The sequence below is a fragment of the Phenylobacterium koreense genome, from assembly GCF_040545335.1.
In the GTDB taxonomy this organism is placed as follows: Bacteria; Pseudomonadota; Alphaproteobacteria; order Caulobacterales; family Caulobacteraceae; genus Phenylobacterium; species Phenylobacterium koreense.
In genome coordinates this window covers 762,311-781,204 of sequence record NZ_JBEPLU010000002.1, presented here as the reverse complement: position 1 = coordinate 781,204, position 18,894 = coordinate 762,311, and the positions used below count along the sequence as shown (strand labels likewise).

General features: G+C 66.6%; 19 protein-coding genes. 11 read left to right on the top strand and 8 right to left on the bottom strand.

Features of this window, described 5'->3' with window-relative positions; genetic code table 11:
• Nucleotides 1-199 precede the first annotated feature (199 nt).
• The gene (selD, locus tag ABID41_RS15705) at nucleotides 200-1,273 is read right to left on the bottom strand and encodes a selenide, water dikinase SelD (protein WP_354298012.1); all 1,074 of its coding nucleotides are present in this window, start codon (nucleotides 1,271-1,273) and stop codon (nucleotides 200-202) included.
• Nucleotides 1,274-1,338: 65 nt separating this feature from the next.
• Here selD and mnmH point away from each other — a divergent pair, with 65 nt between their 5' ends.
• Nucleotides 1,339-2,400 (top strand): tRNA 2-selenouridine(34) synthase MnmH, encoded by a 1,062-nt coding sequence (gene mnmH, locus ABID41_RS15700; RefSeq protein ID WP_354298011.1) that lies wholly within the window; start codon nucleotides 1,339-1,341, stop codon nucleotides 2,398-2,400.
• Nucleotides 2,401-2,469: 69 nt separating this feature from the next.
• A complete protein-coding gene (locus ABID41_RS15695; protein WP_354298010.1) occupies nucleotides 2,470-3,519 on the top strand; it encodes a permease in 1,050 nt (349 codons plus the stop codon).
• Nucleotides 3,520-3,576: 57 nt separating this feature from the next.
• Here the strand turns inward: ABID41_RS15695 and ABID41_RS15690 are convergent, their stop codons facing one another.
• From ABID41_RS15690 to ABID41_RS15680, 3 genes are all read right to left on the bottom strand, one after another.
• Nucleotides 3,577-3,978 (bottom strand): hypothetical protein, encoded by a 402-nt coding sequence (locus ABID41_RS15690; RefSeq protein WP_331932690.1) that lies wholly within the window; start codon nucleotides 3,976-3,978, stop codon nucleotides 3,577-3,579.
• Between the two features lie 401 nt (nucleotides 3,979-4,379).
• Complete coding sequence (locus ABID41_RS15685) at nucleotides 4,380-5,072, bottom strand: thermonuclease family protein (RefSeq protein WP_354298009.1); 693 nt, start codon at nucleotides 5,070-5,072, stop codon at nucleotides 4,380-4,382.
• Between the two features lie 234 nt (nucleotides 5,073-5,306).
• Nucleotides 5,307-5,879, bottom strand: coding sequence for a DUF2239 family protein (locus ABID41_RS15680; RefSeq protein WP_354298008.1), 573 nt, complete (start codon nucleotides 5,877-5,879; stop codon nucleotides 5,307-5,309).
• Nucleotides 5,880-6,087: 208 nt separating this feature from the next.
• Between ABID41_RS15680 and ABID41_RS15675 the strand changes: the two genes are divergently transcribed.
• Both ABID41_RS15675 and ABID41_RS15670 read left to right on the top strand, forming a co-directional pair.
• Entirely contained in the window at nucleotides 6,088-7,935 is a 1,848-nt protein-coding gene (locus ABID41_RS15675; protein ID WP_354298007.1) for a M1 family metallopeptidase, read from the top strand.
• 11 nt (nucleotides 7,936-7,946) lie between these two features.
• Nucleotides 7,947-8,387 (top strand): FKBP-type peptidyl-prolyl cis-trans isomerase, encoded by a 441-nt coding sequence (locus ABID41_RS15670; RefSeq protein ID WP_331932694.1) that lies wholly within the window; start codon nucleotides 7,947-7,949, stop codon nucleotides 8,385-8,387.
• 44 nt (nucleotides 8,388-8,431) lie between these two features.
• On the opposite strand, the gene ABID41_RS15665 is transcribed toward ABID41_RS15670, so the two are convergent.
• Nucleotides 8,432-8,902 (bottom strand): Lrp/AsnC family transcriptional regulator, encoded by a 471-nt coding sequence (locus ABID41_RS15665; protein WP_354298006.1) that lies wholly within the window; start codon nucleotides 8,900-8,902, stop codon nucleotides 8,432-8,434.
• Nucleotides 8,903-9,016: 114 nt separating this feature from the next.
• Between ABID41_RS15665 and ABID41_RS15660 the strand changes: the two genes are divergently transcribed.
• The 7 genes from ABID41_RS15660 (at nucleotide 9,017) to ABID41_RS15630 (ending at nucleotide 16,929) form a co-directional block, all read left to right on the top strand.
• A complete protein-coding gene (locus tag ABID41_RS15660; RefSeq protein ID WP_354298005.1) occupies nucleotides 9,017-10,213 on the top strand; it encodes an amino acid aminotransferase in 1,197 nt (398 codons plus the stop codon).
• A 2-nt stretch (nucleotides 10,214-10,215) separates the two neighbouring features.
• Nucleotides 10,216-11,289, top strand: a complete 1,074-nt coding sequence (gene hppD, locus ABID41_RS15655) for a 4-hydroxyphenylpyruvate dioxygenase (RefSeq protein ID WP_354298004.1) — start codon at nucleotides 10,216-10,218, stop codon at nucleotides 11,287-11,289.
• A 133-nt stretch (nucleotides 11,290-11,422) separates the two neighbouring features.
• A complete protein-coding gene (hmgA, locus tag ABID41_RS15650; protein ID WP_354298079.1) occupies nucleotides 11,423-12,718 on the top strand; it encodes a homogentisate 1,2-dioxygenase in 1,296 nt (431 codons plus the stop codon).
• A complete protein-coding gene (fahA, locus tag ABID41_RS15645) occupies nucleotides 12,715-14,010 on the top strand; it encodes a fumarylacetoacetase (protein ID WP_354298003.1) in 1,296 nt (431 codons plus the stop codon). Before hmgA ends, fahA begins: the two co-directional genes overlap by 4 nt.
• On the top strand, nucleotides 14,007-14,384 hold the full coding sequence (locus ABID41_RS15640; protein ID WP_354298002.1) for a Rieske (2Fe-2S) protein: 378 nt from the start codon (nucleotides 14,007-14,009) through the stop codon (nucleotides 14,382-14,384). Before fahA ends, ABID41_RS15640 begins: the two co-directional genes overlap by 4 nt.
• A 75-nt stretch (nucleotides 14,385-14,459) precedes the next feature.
• A complete protein-coding gene (locus ABID41_RS15635) occupies nucleotides 14,460-15,731 on the top strand; it encodes an O-acetylhomoserine aminocarboxypropyltransferase (RefSeq protein WP_354298001.1) in 1,272 nt (423 codons plus the stop codon).
• 127 nt (nucleotides 15,732-15,858) lie between these two features.
• Nucleotides 15,859-16,929 (top strand): AAA family ATPase, encoded by a 1,071-nt coding sequence (locus ABID41_RS15630; RefSeq protein WP_331932701.1) that lies wholly within the window; start codon nucleotides 15,859-15,861, stop codon nucleotides 16,927-16,929.
• 60 nt (nucleotides 16,930-16,989) lie between these two features.
• On the opposite strand, the gene minE is transcribed toward ABID41_RS15630, so the two are convergent.
• The 3 genes from minE to minC are packed head-to-tail and all read right to left on the bottom strand — an operon-like array spanning nucleotide 16,990 to nucleotide 18,882.
• Nucleotides 16,990-17,259, bottom strand: a complete 270-nt coding sequence (minE, locus tag ABID41_RS15625; protein WP_331932702.1) for a cell division topological specificity factor MinE — start codon at nucleotides 17,257-17,259, stop codon at nucleotides 16,990-16,992.
• On the bottom strand, nucleotides 17,256-18,077 hold the full coding sequence (minD, locus tag ABID41_RS15620; RefSeq protein WP_331932703.1) for a septum site-determining protein MinD: 822 nt from the start codon (nucleotides 18,075-18,077) through the stop codon (nucleotides 17,256-17,258). Before minD ends, minE begins: the two co-directional genes overlap by 4 nt.
• A 43-nt stretch (nucleotides 18,078-18,120) precedes the next feature.
• Nucleotides 18,121-18,882, bottom strand: coding sequence for a septum site-determining protein MinC (gene minC / locus ABID41_RS15615; protein ID WP_331932704.1), 762 nt, complete (start codon nucleotides 18,880-18,882; stop codon nucleotides 18,121-18,123).
• Nucleotides 18,883-18,894 lie beyond the last annotated feature (12 nt).

Below are 18,894 nucleotides of genomic sequence, written 5' to 3'. Positions count from 1 at the left end.
CCCTCTGACGTGGAGACTCCCGACTCTCGAATGCGAGGATCATCTGACGCTGCGTAAGGCAGCGCTACTGTTTTTCAGGATTGCAACGTGACGTGAGCTATAGTGCCGCAGCGCCACAGGCGAGTTGCTGCGCTCGCTCCGCCTGCGAAGCGACGAGGGATAGGATGTCGATGCTGGAAGACGCCTGACGCCTTGCGGTTCAGACTCGGGCGTTCGCCAGTTCGATCTGCGCCGGGCCTTGCTTGAGGCGGCCGACGATGGCCGAGCGGTCGAAGCCGCGGGCGCGCAGGAGCGCGAGGGTGTCGGCGGCCGTGGCCGGATCGACCGCGATGAGCAGGCCGCCGCTGGTTTGAGGATCGCAGAGCAGGTCGCGCGTCCAGTCCGCGAGGCCTTCGGCGCCGCGGATCGAGCCGCCGTAACTGGCCCAGTTGCGGCCGCTGGCGCCGGTGCGCACGCCAGCCTTGGCGAGGTCTTCGACCCCGGCCAGAAGGGCGGGCGCGCCCGTGAAGATCTCGGCGGTGACGCCTGCGCCGCGGGCCATCTCCAGCGCATGGCCGAGGAGCCCGAAGCCGGTGACGTCGGTCATGGCGTGCACGCCGGCGAGGCCTGCGAGCTCCGGGCCGACGGCGTTCAATTGGGTGGTGGACCCGATCAGTTGCTCGTACCCGAGGACGTCCAGCCGCTCCTGCTTGAAAGCGGCGCTGAGCACACCCACGCCGAGCGCCTTGGTGAGGATCAGGACGTCTCCGGCGCGGCCGGTGCGGTTGGTCAGGACCTCGTCGGGTCGGACCAGTCCCACGGCGATCAGGCCGTAGATCGGCTCGACGCTGTCGATCGAGTGACCGCCGGCGACGGGGATGCCGGCTGCGGCGCAGACCGAGGCGCCGCCGGCCAGGATCGAACCGATGGTGTCCAACGGCAGGACGTTCACCGGCATGCCGACGATAGCCAGGGCGAACAGCGGCCGCGCGCCCATGGCGTAGATGTCGGAAAGGGCGTTGGTCGCGGCGATGCGGCCGAAGTCGAAGGGATCGTCGACCACGGGCATGAAGAAGTCGGTGGTGGCGACGACCGCCTGCTCGTCGTTGAGCTTCCAGACCGCCGCGTCGTCCGAGGTTTCAGCGCCGACCAGGAGGTTGGGGAAGGCTGCGGCGGCGGGAGTCTTGGCGAGGATCTCCTGCAGCACCGCCGGAGCGATCTTGCAGCCGCAGCCGCCGCCATGCGCCAGGCTGGTGAGCCGGACGGGCTGGGTAGGGGCGGTGACGTCGTTCATGGGAGCGCTCTGGGTTCGGATTTTGCCGGCGCGGTTATATAGCAGCCGCATGGGACGAGTCCGACATGGCTGAGATTCGCGTCGCGGAGGACGCCGAGCCTGCGACCCTCGGCGCGTTCGATATGATCATCGATGCGCGCAGCCCCGGCGAGTTCGCGGTCGACCACATTCCCGGCGCGGTGAACCTGCCGGTGCTTAGCGACGCCGAGCGGGCGGAGGTCGGGACGATCTACGTCCAGGAGTCGCGCTTCAAGGCCCGGCGGATCGGCGCTGCTTACGTCGCGCGCAACGTCGCGCAGCACCTGCAGACCGCGATGGCCGACTGGCCGGGTTCGCAGCAGCCGCTGGTCTATTGCTGGCGGGGCGGCATGCGCTCCAACGCCATGGCGGTGATCCTGGCGCAGGTCGGCTGGCGAACGGCCGTGCTGGCCGGAGGTTATCGCACCTATCGCCGCCGGGTCGTGCAGCGGCTCTACGAGGCGCACCCGGTCCCGAAGGTCGTGGTCCTCGACGGCCCCACCGGCAGCGGCAAGACCGAGGTGCTGGCGCACCTTGCGGCGCTGGGCGTGCAGGCGCTGGACCTGGAAGCGCTGGCCGCCCACCGTGGCTCGCTGCTCGGCGCGCTGCCGGGGACGCCGCAGCCCAGCCAGAAGCTGTTCGAGAGCCGGCTTCTGGCCGAGCTCGAGCGGCTCGACCTGTCGCGGCCGATCGTCGTGGAGGCGGAGTCCAGCAAGGTCGGCCAGCGCATGGTCCCTCCCGTGCTGTGGAGCGCCATGGACGCCGCGCCGCGTATCTCGCTCCTGGCGCCGCCGGAGGCGCGAGCCCGCTACCTCGCTCAGAACTATGGCGAACTCGGCCGTGATCCGGACGCCTTGATCCCGCTGCTGGCCCGCTTGCCCGACCGGCTTGGCCGCAAGCGGCTGGAGGCGTGGGCCGACCTGGCCCGTGCGGGCGAGACCGAGGCCCTGGCCGCGGACCTGATCGAGGCCCACTACGACCCGGCCTACCGGCGCTCCAGCCGCGAGCGCAATGGCCGCGTGATCGGGGAGGTGGCGCTGGGCCGGCTCGACGCGGAGGCCTTCGACGAGGCGGCCCGCAAGATCGCTGGGCTGGTCGGCGGCGCCTGATCGTCGCATCGGGCGGGCAGGCGCCGGCTTCGCCTTGATCGCCGCGCGCGTGCGGCCCAAAAGGCGCGAATGCGGCAGATTCGAACGATGAACCTCGCCTGGCGTGTGGCGACCTTCGTCGTCATCGCCGCCCTCGGCCTGCTCTACGTCAAGTGGCTGCCCTATTACGACCGCGCCTTCGTGGCCGCGGCCGACCACTCGATCGGCAAGTCCATCCTGATGGGAGAGGCGGCCAGCGCCCCGGCGCCGTCGATCGAGGCGGCGCTTGGCTATGCGCTGGCCTATGGCAAGGCGATCTGGAAGGCGATGGTGCTGGGGCTGCTGCTCGGCTCGGCCGTTCAGGCTCTGTTGCCTGCGGACTGGGTGGCGCGCCTGCTCGGCGGCAGACACTTCGGAAGCGCCCTGGCCGGCGGCGTGCTCGCGCTTCCCGGGATGATGTGCACCTGCTGCGCGGCGCCCGTCGTCGCGGGGCTTCGCCGGGCGCAGGCCTCGGCGGGAGCGGCCATCGCCTTCTGGCTCGGCAATTCGGTGCTCAACCCGGCGACCCTGATCTTCATCGGCTTCGTGCTCGGCTGGCGCTGGGCGGCGCTCCGGCTGGTGCTCGGCGTGCCGCTGGTGTTCGGGCTGGGCTATCTGGCGAACCGGATGACCTCGGCGCGCGAGGTCGCCCAATCGGAGGCGGTGTTGAGCGCGCTGGCGGTCGAAGCGCAGCAACCTTCGTTCCGGCGCTGGCTTGCGATCCTCGGCCGCATGACGCTGCGGTTGGTCCCGGAATACGTGATCCTGGTCCTGCTGCTGGGCGCTGCGCGCGCCTGGCTGTTCCCGACGATCGGGCCGAACGTCGACAATCACATCGGATGGATCATCGCCTTCGCCGTCGCTGGGATGCTGTTCGTGATCCCCACGGCCGGCGAGGCCCCGATCATCCAGGCCATGCTGTCGCTGGGCATGGGGGTAGGCCCGGCTGGCGCGCTGCTGATGACCCTTCCGCCGATCAGCCTGCCCTCGATGGCGATGCTGGCCCGCTCCTTTCCGCCGCGCGTCCTGGCGATGGTGGTGGCGGGTGTGGTGTTGTCGGGCGTCGCCGGCGGCCTGCTGGCCGTGGGCCTGCGGTTCTGAGGACGCAATCGCACTGGTGATCGCCCGGCTACAGGATCGGTTGCGACCTAGCAGGTCTCATTCGCCGCGATGCTGCGGCCGGCCGCGTTTAGGCGAGGTTTCCCCGCCCAGCCGCCCCGCGCGGGTCGCCAAGGCCCGGTCTTTTGAAAATGCTCGCTTGTCCGGAGCCACCGCGCCGCCGCCCATGGCTGCGACCTGCCGCCGCCGTTCAGGCGAGAGCCTGGCGAAGCCACGGTAAGCCTTGGGATGGACGATGGAGTGTCTCCGCCGGCCGTCGGGCGTGGGGGCGAAGCCTTCGCCGCCAAGTCCTGGCCCGCAGGAGCGGGCCAGGCCAAGCGCGACGAGCTCATGGTAGGCCGGCCGCTGCGCGAGCGTCGGCACGAAGGCGGCGCCTTCCGGAACGCCGGCGAGCATCACCAGCGCCTCGCGCTGCGCGTGGGTCAGCTTCACCTCGTCCAATGCAGGTCTCCAGGGTGACCGGGGCGGGGCTCGCCTCGGCGATCGCGAGCGACAGGCTAGCGCGCTCTTCGGGGATTTTGGAATGCGATCGACTTTCGGCCCGGCGCGGCAGGGCGCACGCGGCGCGGGTGAAAGGCGATCCTGAAGCGGTCTCATGCCCATGCCGCCTGGCCTGATCTCGGCCGAGGGAAGGGGGCAGGGCCCCCGGACATTCCTGGCAACGGTCGGATGTCGACGTATTTCCCTTGCCGCTGCGCGGTGGCGGTCGGATCTCTTGGCCGACGAAGACCGCATTATTGTTGAGAATGGGCGGTTAACGTCGCCAGTCGCCGTAAGGCTCTGCGATGGCAAACGCCCTGTCAGGTGATCTAGATCAAACCAACTCATTCCGGGACGCGCACCTAGAATCCCCGGCAAATCTCTGACTGCCGATTGAAATTGTCCCAGAGCAAGGTCGTACCAGAGCGAACCATTGCGCAGTTGATCTCCCGACCAGAGCTCGTCCAGCATATGGCGGTTACGCGGTCGTAACTTTTGCCGGTTCTCAAGCATTGGATGGTTTGGCCCCCCGCTAGGTGGTCGAGCGCTGCGCGCGCGCTTGTTGCCGAAGCGGCCGGGCATGGGTGACCAGGCGAGCAGGTCCCGTCCAGCTCACGCGCGGCCACGGCATGCAGGCGAACACGGGCGCCGTCAGCGCAGCGGAAGGTGTCGCCGTCATGCACTTCGGTGACATGGCAGCTGAACGTGAGGTCTTCTGAGGAGGGGGCGGCCGTCGACCCGGCCAGTCGGGAAGCCGTCTCGGCGCCTTTCGACGCCAGCTGCTGGAGACCCGCTGAGAGGGCCGGATGCAGATCTGACCAGAATAATGTCGCGCTGAAGCACGCGGCCATCACGGCGACGACCGCGATGGGAAACATCCACGGCGCCTCTCGCGAATGTCTTTTGGCCGGCCGGCCAACCTTTCGAGGTCTTGCGAGAAGGAAGATAGCGGCCGCCCAAGCCAGGATCGTTGAGATCCAGTCGAGCGATCGACCGAGGCGAATCGCCAAGGAGCCGACGACGCCGAGCATCACCACCATGAGCAAGAATTGCACGACCCGATCCTGACCGAGCGCGCGAATGCGTGCGAAATAGCGACGTCTCATCAGAGGACAATGAGCCGATGCTTACGAAACCAGCGTTAATGCACGGCGCGGCGCAATCTCCGACCAGACTGATCCAAGCCTTCCCGTGGAAGATCAGGGAAGCCGATCTCTGCGGCGCTGGCGTTCTGGGCTGGAGCTTTGCAAGCGACGCGCGGGCCAAGTCATAGGTCGGATGGCTGTGCCTTAATCGTCGGCTGCACCTGCGGGCCTGGAGTGCGAGAGCGCGCGAAGCTGCTCGATGCTTCCCATCAGGTAGGCGCAGATGTCCTCGGGCCAGCCGCCGATTATCTGCCTGAGGGCGTCCAGGTCGCCAGAAAACAGCGCCCTGTTCGCCTCTTCGTAGCCGGCGTGATCACCTGCCAGCGCCAGCATGACGCGATACAGGCGATCGCGAACGGTCTCGATCTGGTTCGGCGCGGCGCGGCGCGCCTGATCGACCAGGCGTCGCAATGCGGCGGACGCGCCGCCCTGCTGCCTGGCAAGCCATTCCCAGTGGCTTGGGAGCAGCGTGACTTCACGAGCCGTGACGCCCAGCTTTGGTCGCCCCCGCGGCGCGGGAGATGAGCGGTGCGGCTCGGCAAGGGCGTCTCTCCCTTGCCGCAGATCAAGGTCGACGAGCTTGCCTGTGGCGTCGTCGAAGATCAGCAGGTGCGAGGCGCCAGCCAGGTAGTTCGCGGCCGCGGCGGCGGTTACTTCCGCAAGTGCGCCGTGGGCGATCTGTCGGGCGCCGGCGAATGCGGTGAAGCTGTTCTCCATGGAGCGTCTAATACACCAGATCTGACGGCTGATCGGCCATGTGTTGAATTGGAATGCCGAGGTCTGCGACGAAATCGACGTCACAAAGGCAAGACATGCCTCAAAGTGACGCTAGGATGCGTCTATGCCGCGTCCGGTGACGCGCGCCCACATTCGAGAACCTTGACGTATGCGCATGTCATTTCGGTCCGTCGTCCTGGCGACGGCCTTGTCGATTACGCCTTTCACCAGTGTAGCGATCGCGGCCCCCGGCGAAGTGGCGCCCATCCTCACGACCCCGGAAGCTCGGGACGTGAAGACCTACGCGCAACCGCAGGTCGCCCGCGTCACGCATGTGGACCTGGATCTCGCCGTCGATTTCGCCACCAAGACGATGCAGGGCGTTGCAGTGATGGATGTTCTGGCGGCCAAAGACGCCAAGGCGATCGTGCTCGACACACTCGACCTCAACATTATCAAGGTCACGGACGGCGAGGGGAAGGATCTCCCCTGGCGCCTGGGTTCGAACAACGAAGAACTCGGTGCGCCGCTGACAGTCGAGCTGAGGGGCGCGAACCGGATCATCGTCCATTATCGGACCGCGCCGGGAGCGCGTGCGCTGCAATGGCTCGAACCCTCGCTGACTGACGGCAAGCGCAAGCCGTATCTCTTCAGCCAAGGGCAGGACATCAACAACCGTAGCTGGATCCCCACCCAGGACAGTCCTGGCATTCGTCAGACCTGGGCGGCGCGTATCGTCGTGCCGAGCGATCTCGTGGCGGTGATGAGCGGCGAGAAGCTTACGCCGGAAGGGGAGCCTACTGCAGACGGTCGCAAGGCCTATCGGTTTCGGATGGATCACTCCGTTCCGCCGTACCTCATCGCGCTTGCGGTGGGTGACCTGGAGTTCAGGGCGCTCGGCCCGCGCACGGGCGTCTATACCGAGCCTTCCATGATGGATCGCGCCGCCAGCGAACTCGTGGACACCGAGAAGATGGTGACGACTGCAGAGGCTCTCTACGGCCCCTATCGGTGGGGCCGATATGACGTGCTGGTTCTCCCGCCGTCCTTTCCGTTTGGCGGAATGGAAAATCCGACCCTTACCTTCCTGACGCCGACTTTCATCACGGGCGATCGCGCCAATGTCGGCCTTGTCGCTCACGAACTGGCGCATAGCTGGTCGGGCAATCTCGTGACCAACGCGACTTGGCCGGATAGCTGGCTGAACGAAGGCTTCACCACCTATTTCGAGAACCGCATCATGGAGGCCCTCTATGGGCCGGCGCGTTCAAAGATGGAGGCGGACCTCGACTGGGACGGCATGCAGGCCGATATCAAGGCCGCCGGCGGTCCGAAGGCCGAACGGACGAAGCTGCATGGCGACGTCGGCGGGCAACTGGCCTACTTCAAGGGCGCGACCTTCCTGAGGACCATCGAGACGACGGTGGGGCGTGAGCGTTGGGACGCCTATCTGCGCTCCTATTTCGATCGCCATGCCTTCCAGCCCCAGACGACCGCCGGGTTCTTGGCGGACCTGCGAGCCAACCTGATCAAGGGCGACAAGGCGCTGGAGGCCCAACTCCAGCTCGACCGTTGGGCCTATGGCGCTGGCCTTCCTGAAAATGCGGTGCATCTGAAGTCGGAGGCTCTGGCGCGGGTCGACGAGCAGATTCAGAGCTTCGTGGGCGGGGCGCCGGCGAGTTCGGTGACGGCGAGCGCCTGGACCACCCACGAATGGCTGCGGTTCCTCAACGGCCTGCCGCGGCAGCTATCGAAGGCCCAGCTCGACGATCTCGATGCGACTTTCGGGCTTTCCGTGTCGACCAACAGCTATGTTCGGTCCGCCTGGCTGGAGCTTGCGATCGCCAACAGGTACGAGCCGGCGATCGCGTCGCTGGACGAGTTCCTGTCGAGCGTTGGCCGTGGGCTGTTCATCCGGCCGCTCTACGCCGGGCTGATGAAGGACCGGTCCTGGGGGCAACCGATCGCGCGGCGCATCTTCGAGAAGGCCAAGTCGACGTACCACCCAACCGTCGCTGCGGGGCTGCAGCGCATGATCAACGCCCCGGCCGCTTGAGGGGACCGCCCATGCGAATTCTTGTCGGTGTTCTCGGCGCCTTGGCCTTGGCCGGTCCGTGCCTGGCTCAGGACGCCAACGCGCAATTCCTTGCACAGAACGCTCGCGCGCCCGGGGTCAATACGATCCCGGGCATACAGTACAAGGTGCTGAAATCCGGGCCGTCGGACGGCGCCCATCCACAGAGATCCTCGACGATCAGGGTTCGCTACGAGGGCAAGTTCCTCGATGGCCGGATATTCGATTCATCCAAGAACGATCCGGAGGGCGCTGTCAGCTTTCCGCTGGAGAGGCTGATCCCGGGCTGGGTGACTGCGCTTCAACTGATGCGGCCCGGCGACGAGTGGATCGTCTATCTGCCGCCGGAATATGCCTATGGCGAAGCTGGCAAGGATGCGATCCCGCCCAACTCGATCCTCGAGTTCAGGATCGAGTTGTTGAGCGTGAACTAGCGCGCACAAGGGCGCGGCCCAGCGAGGTTCGATCCGAGCTGGACCTAAACCGGCATGGCCGTCGTGTACTTCACCTGGTTCAGGGCGAAGTGAGACGCGGCGTTGGCGACATTCGGATGGTTCAGGAGCGTGCCCATCAGGAAGCGCTCATAGCCAGTGACGTCGGCCACGACAACGCGCATCAGGTAGTCCCATTCGCCGGACATCGAATGGCATTCCATGATCTCCGGCCGACCGCGAAGGAAGGCCTCGAACTCCTGCCGCTGGGCTGTGGCGTGGGACTTCATGCGAAGCTGGCACATTACGTTGACCCCGCGCCCGACCTTCTCCGCATCGACCAGTCGGACGTTCTCCCTCAGCACCCCGGCCGCTTCCAGCGCCTTGATGCGCCGCCAGCAGGATGCGGGGGAGGCGCCTACCCTTTCCGCAAGGGCGGCGTGACTCTGAGAGGCGTCGTGCTGAAGCGCCCGCAGCAGCTTGCGATCGATTTCATCGAGGTGAAGGTCGTCTTTCATGAACTGGCGTCTTAGTGAAACGTTTCGCCATATGATCTGCAAATGCTCGCGTGATTGAAAGCCATTCATCGCGCCTGACGCGTAACTTTCTTCGTCTGGAAGAAGGAGGCGCACATGTCCGACGTCATAGCTCCCGCTCGCTCGCTGTTTGCGGGGCTGAAACCTCAGGCGCCGGATCCGTTGCTCTCGCTGATTGCGCTCTACAAGAACGATCCCAGGCCTCAGAAGATCGATCTCGGCGTCGGTGTCTATCGCAATGACGCCGGCGATACGCCGGTGTTCGCAGCTATCAAAGGCGCTGAGCGCGTTCTGCTCGAAACCCAGCCGACCAAGGCCTATCTGGGCCCCGAGGGCGACCTCGGCTTCCTTGAACTGATGACACCGGTGGTGTTCGGCGAGGGGAAGGGGGACGGCCTCATCGCCCTCCAGACTCCCGGCGGCACGGGGGCTTTGCGGCTCGCGGCCGAACTCGTCAACGCCAGCACGCCTGGCGCGCGCATCTGGATGGGCACGCCCTCCTGGCCGATCCATGCGCCGATCTTCCGAACGGCCGGCCTCGCGGTGGAGACGTTCGGCTATTTCGACGTGGCGACCCAGCGGGTCTGCTTCGATGAAATGATGGCGGCGCTTTCGGCCGTCGGGGCCGATGACGTCGTGCTGCTTCACGGCGCCTGCCACAACCCGACGGGCGCGGACCTCTCCATCCAGCAATGGCGCGAAGTCGCCGCGCTTCTCGCTGCCCGCGGCGCGGTTCCGCTCGTGGACCTGGCCTATCAGGGGCTGGGCGATGGCCTCGACGCCGACGCTGCGGGCCTCCGCACGGTGATGGATGCCTGCGACCGGGTGCTCGTGGCCTATTCCTGCGACAAGAACTTCGGGCTCTATCGTGAGCGCACCGGCGCGTTGTTCGTCCGCGCCCGTGGCGAAGAAGAGATTGTCCGCTCCAACATCCTCCAACTTGCCCGCTGCGCCTGGTCCATGCCGCCGGATCACGGCGCCGCTGCGGTCCGGGTGATCCTCGAGGACGCGGCGCTGTCGGCCCAGTGGCGCACTGAACTGGACACCATGCGCGAGCGTATCAACCAGGTGCGTCACGCCCTGGCCGACGCCGACCCTCGTCTGGAGCCGCTGCGGGACCAGCGCGGCCTCTTCTCGCTGTTGCCGCTTGCTCCGAGCCAGGTCGAGGCCATGCGCCGCGACCACGCGATCTACATGGCCGGTTCCGGCCGCATCAATCTCGCCGGCCTGACAACGGCGACTGTCGAACCATTCGTGCAGGCGCTTGCCGCCTGCCTGCAGGGAGACGCCTGACCATGACCGTGACCCCGGAAAACCCCATCGGCCTCGACGGTTTCGAATTCGTCGAGTTCACCAGCCCTGATCCGGCGGGCATGAAGGGGCTGATCGAACAGCTCGGCTTCACCGCCTACGCCAAGCACCCGACCAAGGACATCGTCCGCTACAAACAGGGCCGCACCAACCTGCTGGTCAATCAGGACAACTCTGGCCAGGCGGCCGACTTCCGCCGGGCGCACGGTCCGTCCGCCAATGGCATGGCCTTCCGCGTCGCGGACGCCAAGGCGGCCTACGAACTGGCGATCTCGCGGGGGGCTCAAGCCGCCGACGCGATGCAAAGCGCTTTCCCGGACGCCTATGTCCTCGAAGGCATCGGCGGCAGCCTGCTCTACCTGGTCGATCGCTACGGCGACAAAGGCACGATCTACGACGCCTGGGATCAGATTCCCGGCGCGGCCGAGGCCGAGGCCGCCAACAATATGGGTCTGGATCTCCTCGACCACCTGACCCACAACGTCCGCCGTGGCGAGATGCGGACCTGGTCGACCTTCTACAATCAGATCTTCGGTTTCGAGGAGCAGAAGTACTTCGACATCAAGGGCCAGGCGACCGGCCTGTTCAGCCAGGCGATGATCGCGCCCGACAAGGCCATCCGTATCCCGCTGAACGAGAGCCAGGACGACAAGTCCCAGATCGAAGAGTTCATCCGCGAGTACAACGGCGAGGGCATCCAGCATCTGGCCCTGACCACGGACAACATCTACGACACGGTCGAGCGCCTGCGCGCCCGGGGCGTGAAGCTCCAGGACACCATCGAGACCTATTACGAGCTGGTCGACAAGCGCGTCCCCGGCCACGGCGAGGATCTGGAAAGGCTGAAGAAGAACCGTATCCTCATCGACGGCAATGTCGGTGAAGAGGGGCTGCTGCTGCAGATCTTCACGGAGAACCTGTTCGGTCCGATCTTCTTCGAGATCATCCAGCGCAAGGGCAACGAGGGCTTCGGCAACGGCAACTTCCAGGCCCTCTTCGAGTCTATCGAACTCGACCAGATCCGCCGCGGCGTCATCAAGGTGGATGCGGCGGAGTAGAGGCCCGCGCCTCGGTCGGCCTTGTGGCTGACAGCTCCCCTGGCGGGGGAGCATCCTATGACTTTGGATCCTCCCCCTTCGGGGGGAGGGCGCGCAGGATGCGTGACGGAAGGGGACGGCCGTGGAGAAGACCATGCCGCTGAACTACATGTCTGGCTTCGGAAGCAGCTTCGAGACGGAAGCGGTTTCCGGCGCTTTGCCGACCGGCCAGAACTCGCCCCAACGGGCGCCTTTCGGCCTTTTCGCCGAGCAGCTTTCCGGCTCGGCCTTCACCGCGCCGCGTCACGAGAACCGGCGCTCGTGGCTCTATCGGCTGCGGCCGACCGCGAGCCATTCGCCGTTCCGACCCTACGCCGGCGCCAGCCTCGTCCGTTCTGGTCCCTTCAACGAGGTTCCGCCCACGCCTAACCGTCTGCGCTGGGACCCGCTGCCGATCCCGACGGAGGCCATCGACTTCATCGACGGTCTCGTCACCTACGCCGGCAATGGCAATGTGTCGACGCAGGCAGGGATCGCCATCCACCTCTATGCGGCGACCCGGTCGATGGAAAACCGCGTCTTCCTCGACGCCGACGGCGAACTGCTGATCATGCCGCAGGAAGGGGCGCTGCTGATCGCCTCCGAGCTTGGTCGCCTGGACGTTCGCCCCGGCGAAATCGCCGTCGTTCCGCGGGGCGTCCGCTTCTGCGTCGAGCTGATCGACATGGCCGCGCGCGGCTATGTCTGCGAGAACTATGGCGCGCCGTTCCGCCTGCCGGAACTCGGCCCGATCGGCGCTAACGGCTTGGCCAATGCTCGCGATTTTCAGTTCCCGGTCGCCTGGTTCGAGGATCGTGACGAGCCCACCGAGGTGGTGCAAAAATTCTGCGGCGGCCTCTGGACGACCACTCTCGACCACAGCCCGCTGGACGTCGTCGCCTGGCACGGCACGCTCGCGCCCTACAAGTACGACCTGGCGCGGTTCAATACGATCAACACTGTGTCCTACGACCATCCGGATCCGTCGATCTTCACCGTCCTCACCTCGCCGTCGGAGACCGCCGGCACCGCCAACTGCGACTTCGTGATCTTCCCGCCGCGCTGGATGGTGGCCGAACACACCTTCCGCCCGCCGTGGTTCCATCGCAACGTGATGAGCGAGTTCATGGGCCTCGTTCACGGGGCCTATGATGCGAAGGCCGGCGGGTTCGCGCCTGGCGGCGCTTCGCTGCACAACTGCATGAGCGGCCACGGTCCCGACCGGGAGAGCTATGAAAACGCGGTGGCCGTCGAGCTGGCGCCCCACAAGATCGACAACACCATGGCCTTCATGTTCGAGAGTCGCTGGGCGATCTTCCCGACGCGTTTCGCCACTGAAACTCCGCTGGCCCAGCTCGACTACGACGACTGCTGGTCCGGCTTCGCCAAGGCGCAAGTCCCAACCCGATGATCGATGAAACCCACGATTACGCCCGCACGTCCTGGGTCGAGTGCGCCAACGGCCACGGTGAGTTTCCGATCCAGAACCTGCCGTTCGGTGTCTTCTCGCCTGGCCAGGAACGCCCGCGCGGCGGTGTGGCCATCGGCGATCAGATCCTCGATCTCGCGAAGGCCGCCGCATCGGCGCTTTTGGCAGGCGAAGCCAAGATCGCCGCGGAGGCCGCCGCAGCCGCGACGTTGAACAGCTTCTTGGCGCTGCCCGCGGCGGCGCGTCGGGCGCTGCGGCGCCGGCTGTCCGACCTGCTGGCGGCCGGTGCTGCGGAAGCGGGTGAGGTCAAGACCTGGCTGTATTCGGCGCGGGACTGCACGATGCATCTTCCTGCCTCGATCGGCGACTACACGGACTTCTACGCGGGCATCCACCATGCCCTGAATGTCGGCAAACAGTTCCGGCCGGATAATCCGCTGCTGCCGAACTACAAGCACGTGCCGATCGGCTATCACGGCCGAGCCTCTTCGATCCGCGTCTCCGGCGCCGAAGTCCGCCGTCCGAACGGCCAGCGGAAGGCGCCGGACGCCGAGGCGCCGACCTTTGGTCCGTCGCAGCGCGTCGACCTCGAACTCGAGCTCGGCATCTGGGTGGGGCAGGGGAACGAGCTTGGCCAGCCGATCCCGATCGGCGAGGCGAGCGACCACATCGCCGGGCTTTGCTTGCTGAACGACTGGTCGGCCCGTGACCTGCAGGCCTGGGAATACCAGCCCCTAGGTCCGTTTCTGGCCAAGAATTTCCTGACCACCATCTCGCCCTGGATCGTGACGACTGAGGCTCTGGCCCCGTTCCGGATCGCCCAGGCTGCGCGTCCCGAGGGTGATCCGCGGCCCATGGACTACCTCTGGGACGAGACGGACCAGGCCTCCGGGGGCTTTGCGCTGGAGCTGGAGGTTTTCCTCTCGACGCGACAGATGCGTGAGCAAGGCCTCCCGGCAGTCCGCATCTCCCAGAGCGCGGCCTCGCATCTTTATTGGACTGCGGCCCAGATGGTCGCCCACCACACGGCCGGTGGTTGCGATCTGCGCCCCGGGGACCTGTTCGGCACCGGCACGATCTCCACGCCCGACGACAGGGGAGTGGGCAGCCTGCTCGAACTGACCCGCGGCGGCGCCCAGCCCATCACCTTGCCGACCGGCGAGACCCGCACCTTCCTCCAGGATGGGGATGAGCTCTCCCTGGCCGGCCACGCCCGCGCCGAGGGTCGTGTATCGATCGGCTTCGGGCCCTGCAGCGGAATCGTCCGGGGTTGAGCGACGAGGCGTCTCAGCTTCCCGCCCGGCTCTTTTCCACGCCCGCCGGCGTTCGGCTCGGTCCGCTGGAGCTGATCGCCGACGGGGCGGCGCGCAACTTCGTGTTGCAGATCGGTGAGGGGCGATTTCACGGCTTTGCGGTTCGCCAGGGCGGCCGGGTGCACGGCTACGTGGATCGTTGTCCCCACGCCGGACTGCCGCTAGCCCAGCGGCTCGACGACTATCTGACGCCGAGCGGCGATCTCATCGCCTGCTCCTGGCACGGCGCGCTGTTCGATATCGAAAGCGGCGCCTGCGTGGGCGGCCCGTGCGCCGGGCAGGCGCTTCGTCCCTGGCCGCTAACGGTCGAGGATAGGGTCATCAAGACCGCCTGACCGGTTTCGTAGTTCTCCTGTCTGGACCGGGCGTGAGTGCTCGGGCTAGGTCGTCAGGACAAGACGGAGAACATCATGAGCCACTTCGAGACCCGCGCCGTTCATGCGGGCGCTACGCCTGATCCGACGACCAAGGCGAGGGTCACGCCGATCTACCAGACCACCGCCTTTGTCTTCAATGACGCAGACCACGCTTCTGCGTTGTTCAATCTGGAAGCGCCCGGCAACATCTACAGCCGCCTGGGCAATCCGACTAACAGCGTCCTCGAAGCCCGTGTGGCCGACCTTGAAGGCGGCGTCGCGGCTCTCGCCGTCGGCAGCGGTCATGCCGCTCAGTTCCTCGCCTTTCATTCGCTGATGGAGCCCGGCTGCAACATCGTGGCTTCCCGTAAGCTCTATGGAGGGTCGATCAACCAGCTCGGCCAGTCCTTCAAGCGCATGGGCTGGGAAACGATCTTCATCGACAGCGACGATCCGGCCGCCTTCGCCGCGGCGATCAACGACAAGACGCGGGCGGTTTTCGTTGAGTCCATCGCCAATCCGGGCGGAGTGATCACCGATATCGCCGGGATTGCCGAGGCGGCTCATGCGGGCGGCGTGCCGCTGATCGTCGACAACACCCTGGCCACGCCCTACCTCTGCCGGCCGTTCGAGCACGGTGCGGACATCGTCGTGCATTCCCTGACGAAGTTCCTGGGCGGTCATGGCAATTCGATGGGCGGCGCTATCGTCGACGCCGGCCGGTTCGACTGGGCGGCCAGCGACAAGTTCGGCTATCTGTCGCGCCCCAATCCCAGCTACCACGGCAAGGTGTTCACCGAGGCCTTCGGCCCGGCGGCCTTCATCGTTGCTTGCCGGGCCCTGGGCCTGCGCGACCTTGGGCCGGCGCTCTCGCCCTTCAACGCCTTCATGATCCTTACAGGCATCGAGACGTTGCCGCTCCGGATGCAGCGTCACGCCGACAACGCCTTGGCGGTCGCCAAGTGGCTGGCCGCCAACCCGAAGGTCGCCTGGGTGTCCCACGCGGGTTTGCCGACCAGCCCCTATCATGAGCTTGCAAAGCGCTACACGCCGCGCGGTGCGGGCTCGGTGTTCACCTTCGGCCTGAAGGGCGGCTACGAGGCCGGCGTGAAGCTGGTGGAAGGCGTGAAGCTCTTCTCGCACCTGGCCAATCTGGGCGACACCCGCAGCCTGATCATCCACCCGGCCTCCACGACCCATCGCCAGCTCGAAGAGGCTGCTCAGATCGCGGCTGGCGCCGGCCCGGACGTGATCCGGCTGTCGGTCGGCATTGAGAACGCCGACGACATCATCGCCGATCTCGAACAGGCCTTCGCGGCGATCTAGGCCTTCGGAAGGAGAAGAGGGGCGTTGAGGCCCCTCTTCATAGCTCGGTGACGGGAGGGGCCTGTTGCTCAGAGTCCGCGAGTTCTCCGCGATCGGGTATCGATCATTGCGCAGAATCTCCTGCCCAGTGTCCGACTTGGACGTCTTCGTCGGCGCCAACGGGGTCGGCAAGACCAACCTCTATCGGGCGCTGGAGCTGATCCGCGCCGGGGCCACCAACACGCTCGGCCGGGAACTGGCGCAGGAAGGCATGGCCTCGGCCTTTTGGGCTGGCCAGCGACGCTCAGGGCCGGCGCGGATCGTGCTTGAGGTTTCGCTGGGCGAAGCGGTCGGCCGCGGGGCCTACCGCTATCACGTTGAGGTCGGCTTCCCGCCTCGCGAGGCCGCGCCAGCCTTCGAGCTGGAGCCGCAGGTCAAGGAGGAATGGCTCTCGTATGACGCCGGCGACCGGCAGGTGCGCTTGGTGGATCGCCGCGGCCCCTCTGTGATGGCTCGCGGGGAGGATGGCCGGCCCGGCGAGGTCGATATCGATCTGCTGGCCTCGGAGACTGTGCTGGGGCGGCTTGAGGAGCCAGGGCGCTATCCCGGCCTGGATCGTGTCCGCCGGACGCTTCTGGAGTGGCGTTTCTATCATGACCTGCGCACGGACGCCGGCTCTCCGCTGCGCCAGCCCTGTCCGGCCGTCGCGACGCCGACCTTGGCTTCGGACGGATCGAACTTGGCCGCAGTCTTTGCGACTCTGGCCCATATCCGTGGCGACACGCGCGATCTCGACCTGGCGGTGGCCGAAGCTTTCCCCGGCGGGCGGTTGGTGGTCCCAAGTCCTGGGCGCGTGGCTAGCTTCGGAATGACCTTCGCCGAATTTCCCCAGCGGGTCTTCGAGCCGGAGGAACTGTCGGACGGCACCCTGCGCTTCCTTGGCCTCGCGGGGGCGCTTCTGGCCTATCGCCTGCCGCCGTTCATCGCGCTCAACGAGCCGGAGGCGAGCCTGCACCCCGACCTGATGCGGCCCCTGGCGCGGTTGGTGGCGGCCGCGGCGTCGCGGTCGCAGATCTGGCTGGTCACCCACTCGCAGGCGCTTGCAGACGCCATTTCGGAGATGGGGGCGGGCGAGGTGCGGACGGTCCGGAAGGACAAGGGGGCGACGTTGGTGGAGGGCCTCAGTCTGCTTGGCCGCTTCGTCGACGAAGAGAATTAGGCCGCCACAGGAAGGCGCCGATCGGCAGGTTTTCTGCCGATCGGCGCATCAAGCCGCCAATCAGTCCTTGGCCAGAGCGGCCTCGGGCATCTCGATATCGATTTCGAGGGTGGAGATCTCATCTCCTCGGTCGAGCTTCACGATCACCCGATCCTGGTCGATCGGGATGTGCTTGGCGATGACTGCGAGGATTTCCTTCTGCAGCACAGCCGCCAGGTCCGTGCCGTTGCTGCTGGTCAGCGAGCGCTCGTGCGCCAGCAGAACCTGCAGCCGGTCCCGGGCGACGGGCGCCGAGCGCCGGTTTCCTTTGAGGAAATTCAGGAAGCTCATGCCACCGCGGCCTTTCTCCCGAAGAGGCGGCTCATGAAGCCCTGCTTCTCCTTTGGGATGCTCACGGCGATCGTGTCGCCCATCAGCCGCCGGGCCGCTTCGGCATAGGCGCGCGAGGCGGGCGAGGCCGGGTTATGCAGCGTCACCGGGCAGCCGAGGTTCGAGGCGGTAAGTACGTCGGGGCTTTCGGATACGACCCCGAGCAGCGGGATCGCCAAGATCTCCAGCACATCGTCGATGTTCATCATCTCACCGCGCGCGGCGCGGCCGGCGTCGAACCGGGTCAGGAGGAGTTGCTTCTCGACCCGCTCGCCGGCCTCGGCCCGCTGGGTCTTGGAATCCAGCATGCCGATGATCCGGTCGGAGTCGCGAACCGAGGAGACCTCGGGGTTGGTCACGACTACCGCCACGTCCGCGAACCGCATGGCCAGGGTCGCGCCCTTCTCAATGCCGGCGGGGCTGTCGCAGATGATCCAGTCGAAGCTCTCGCGCAGTTCCTCGATCACCCGACCGACGCCTTCTTCGGTCAGGGCGTCCTTGTCGCGGGTCTGGGAGGCAGGCAGCAGGGAAAGGTTTTCGAGCCGCTTGTCGCGGATCAGGGCGGTCGAGAGCTTGGCGTCGCCCTGCACGACGTTGACCAGGTCGAAAACCACCCGGCGCTCGGCGCCCATCACCAGGTCGAGGTTGCGCAGGCCGACGTCGAAATCGATGACCACGACCTTGTTCCCCGCCTGGGCGAGCGCCGCTCCGAGCGATGCGGAGGAGGTGGTCTTGCCGACCCCTCCCTTGCCTGACGTGACGACGACGACCTTGGACATCCCAGTAACCATTCCTTCCCCTCGCCAGGCGGCGAGCAATAATTCAGACCAGCGCGGCCAGACGCAGGGCGCCGCGATCACTGCGGATCTGGACGGCCTTGCCGTGGAGATCCGGACCCCAGTGCTCGGCGGTGCGATAGAGTTGGTCGACACCGACCATCTCGGCTTCCATGCGGCGGCAGAAAATCCGCGCGTTCTCGCCGAAGCGCAGGCCGGCGATCGCGCGCCCGCGCAACGGGCCGTAGACGTGGATCGAGCCGCCGGCGATGACCTCGGCGCCCGAAGCGACAGCGCCGATGATCGTCACGTCGCCCTCGTCGAAGATAATGGATTGGCCCGACCGGACCGGCCGGTCGATCAGCAGAGAGGGGGCGAGGGCGCGCGCCGGGGCCGCCGGCGGCTCGTCACCCCAAGGTTCGAGATCGCTGTCCCGCGCTTTTTCCCTCGCCTGAAGCTTGGTGGGAAGCTCTTCCCAACGGGTGCCCGAGAGCAGGGCCGGGCGCACGCCTTCGGCGCCGATCAGGCGCAGGCCACGCGCCGTCAGGCCCTCGAGGGCGACCGGCACGCCTTCCTGCCCCACGCCGGCGACCACCGGCTCCAGGTCCACGACCACCGGCCGGCCGGCGAAGAAGCCAGGCGCGCTGGACATCTGCTCGTCGAGAGCGGCGAACCATTCGGCGAAGGGCGGCTCGGGCGAGAGCACCAGAGCCATGAGACTGCGGCCGCGCACCCGGATCTTCGGTAACGAAAGCGTCTCGCCTGCTACGCCGTCCGCCTCACGCCGCTGAGAAAGATTAGCGGTCATGAGCACCCCCGA

Coding starts and splice junctions, on each gene's coding strand:
- ABID41_RS15695 (WP_354298010.1), top strand. CDS start 2,470: ATGCGGCAGATTCGAACGATGAACCTCGCCTGGCGTGTGGCGACCTTC.
- ABID41_RS15670 (WP_331932694.1), top strand. CDS start 7,947: ATGCGAATTCTTGTCGGTGTTCTCGGCGCCTTGGCCTTGGCCGGTCCG.
- minC (WP_331932704.1), bottom strand. CDS start 18,882: ATGACCGCTAATCTTTCTCAGCGGCGTGAGGCGGACGGCGTAGCAGGC.
- mnmH (WP_354298011.1), top strand. CDS start 1,339: ATGGCTGAGATTCGCGTCGCGGAGGACGCCGAGCCTGCGACCCTCGGC.
- minE (WP_331932702.1), bottom strand. CDS start 17,259: ATGAGCTTCCTGAATTTCCTCAAAGGAAACCGGCGCTCGGCGCCCGTC.
- ABID41_RS15635 (WP_354298001.1), top strand. CDS start 14,460: ATGAGCCACTTCGAGACCCGCGCCGTTCATGCGGGCGCTACGCCTGAT.
- fahA (WP_354298003.1), top strand. CDS start 12,715: ATGATCGATGAAACCCACGATTACGCCCGCACGTCCTGGGTCGAGTGC.
- selD (WP_354298012.1), bottom strand. CDS start 1,273: ATGAACGACGTCACCGCCCCTACCCAGCCCGTCCGGCTCACCAGCCTG.
- ABID41_RS15680 (WP_354298008.1), bottom strand. CDS start 5,879: ATGGAGAACAGCTTCACCGCATTCGCCGGCGCCCGACAGATCGCCCAC.
- ABID41_RS15665 (WP_354298006.1), bottom strand. CDS start 8,902: ATGAAAGACGACCTTCACCTCGATGAAATCGATCGCAAGCTGCTGCGG.
- minD (WP_331932703.1), bottom strand. CDS start 18,077: ATGTCCAAGGTCGTCGTCGTCACGTCAGGCAAGGGAGGGGTCGGCAAG.
- hmgA (WP_354298079.1), top strand. CDS start 11,423: ATGCCGCTGAACTACATGTCTGGCTTCGGAAGCAGCTTCGAGACGGAA.
- ABID41_RS15660 (WP_354298005.1), top strand. CDS start 9,017: ATGTCCGACGTCATAGCTCCCGCTCGCTCGCTGTTTGCGGGGCTGAAA.
- hppD (WP_354298004.1), top strand. CDS start 10,216: ATGACCGTGACCCCGGAAAACCCCATCGGCCTCGACGGTTTCGAATTC.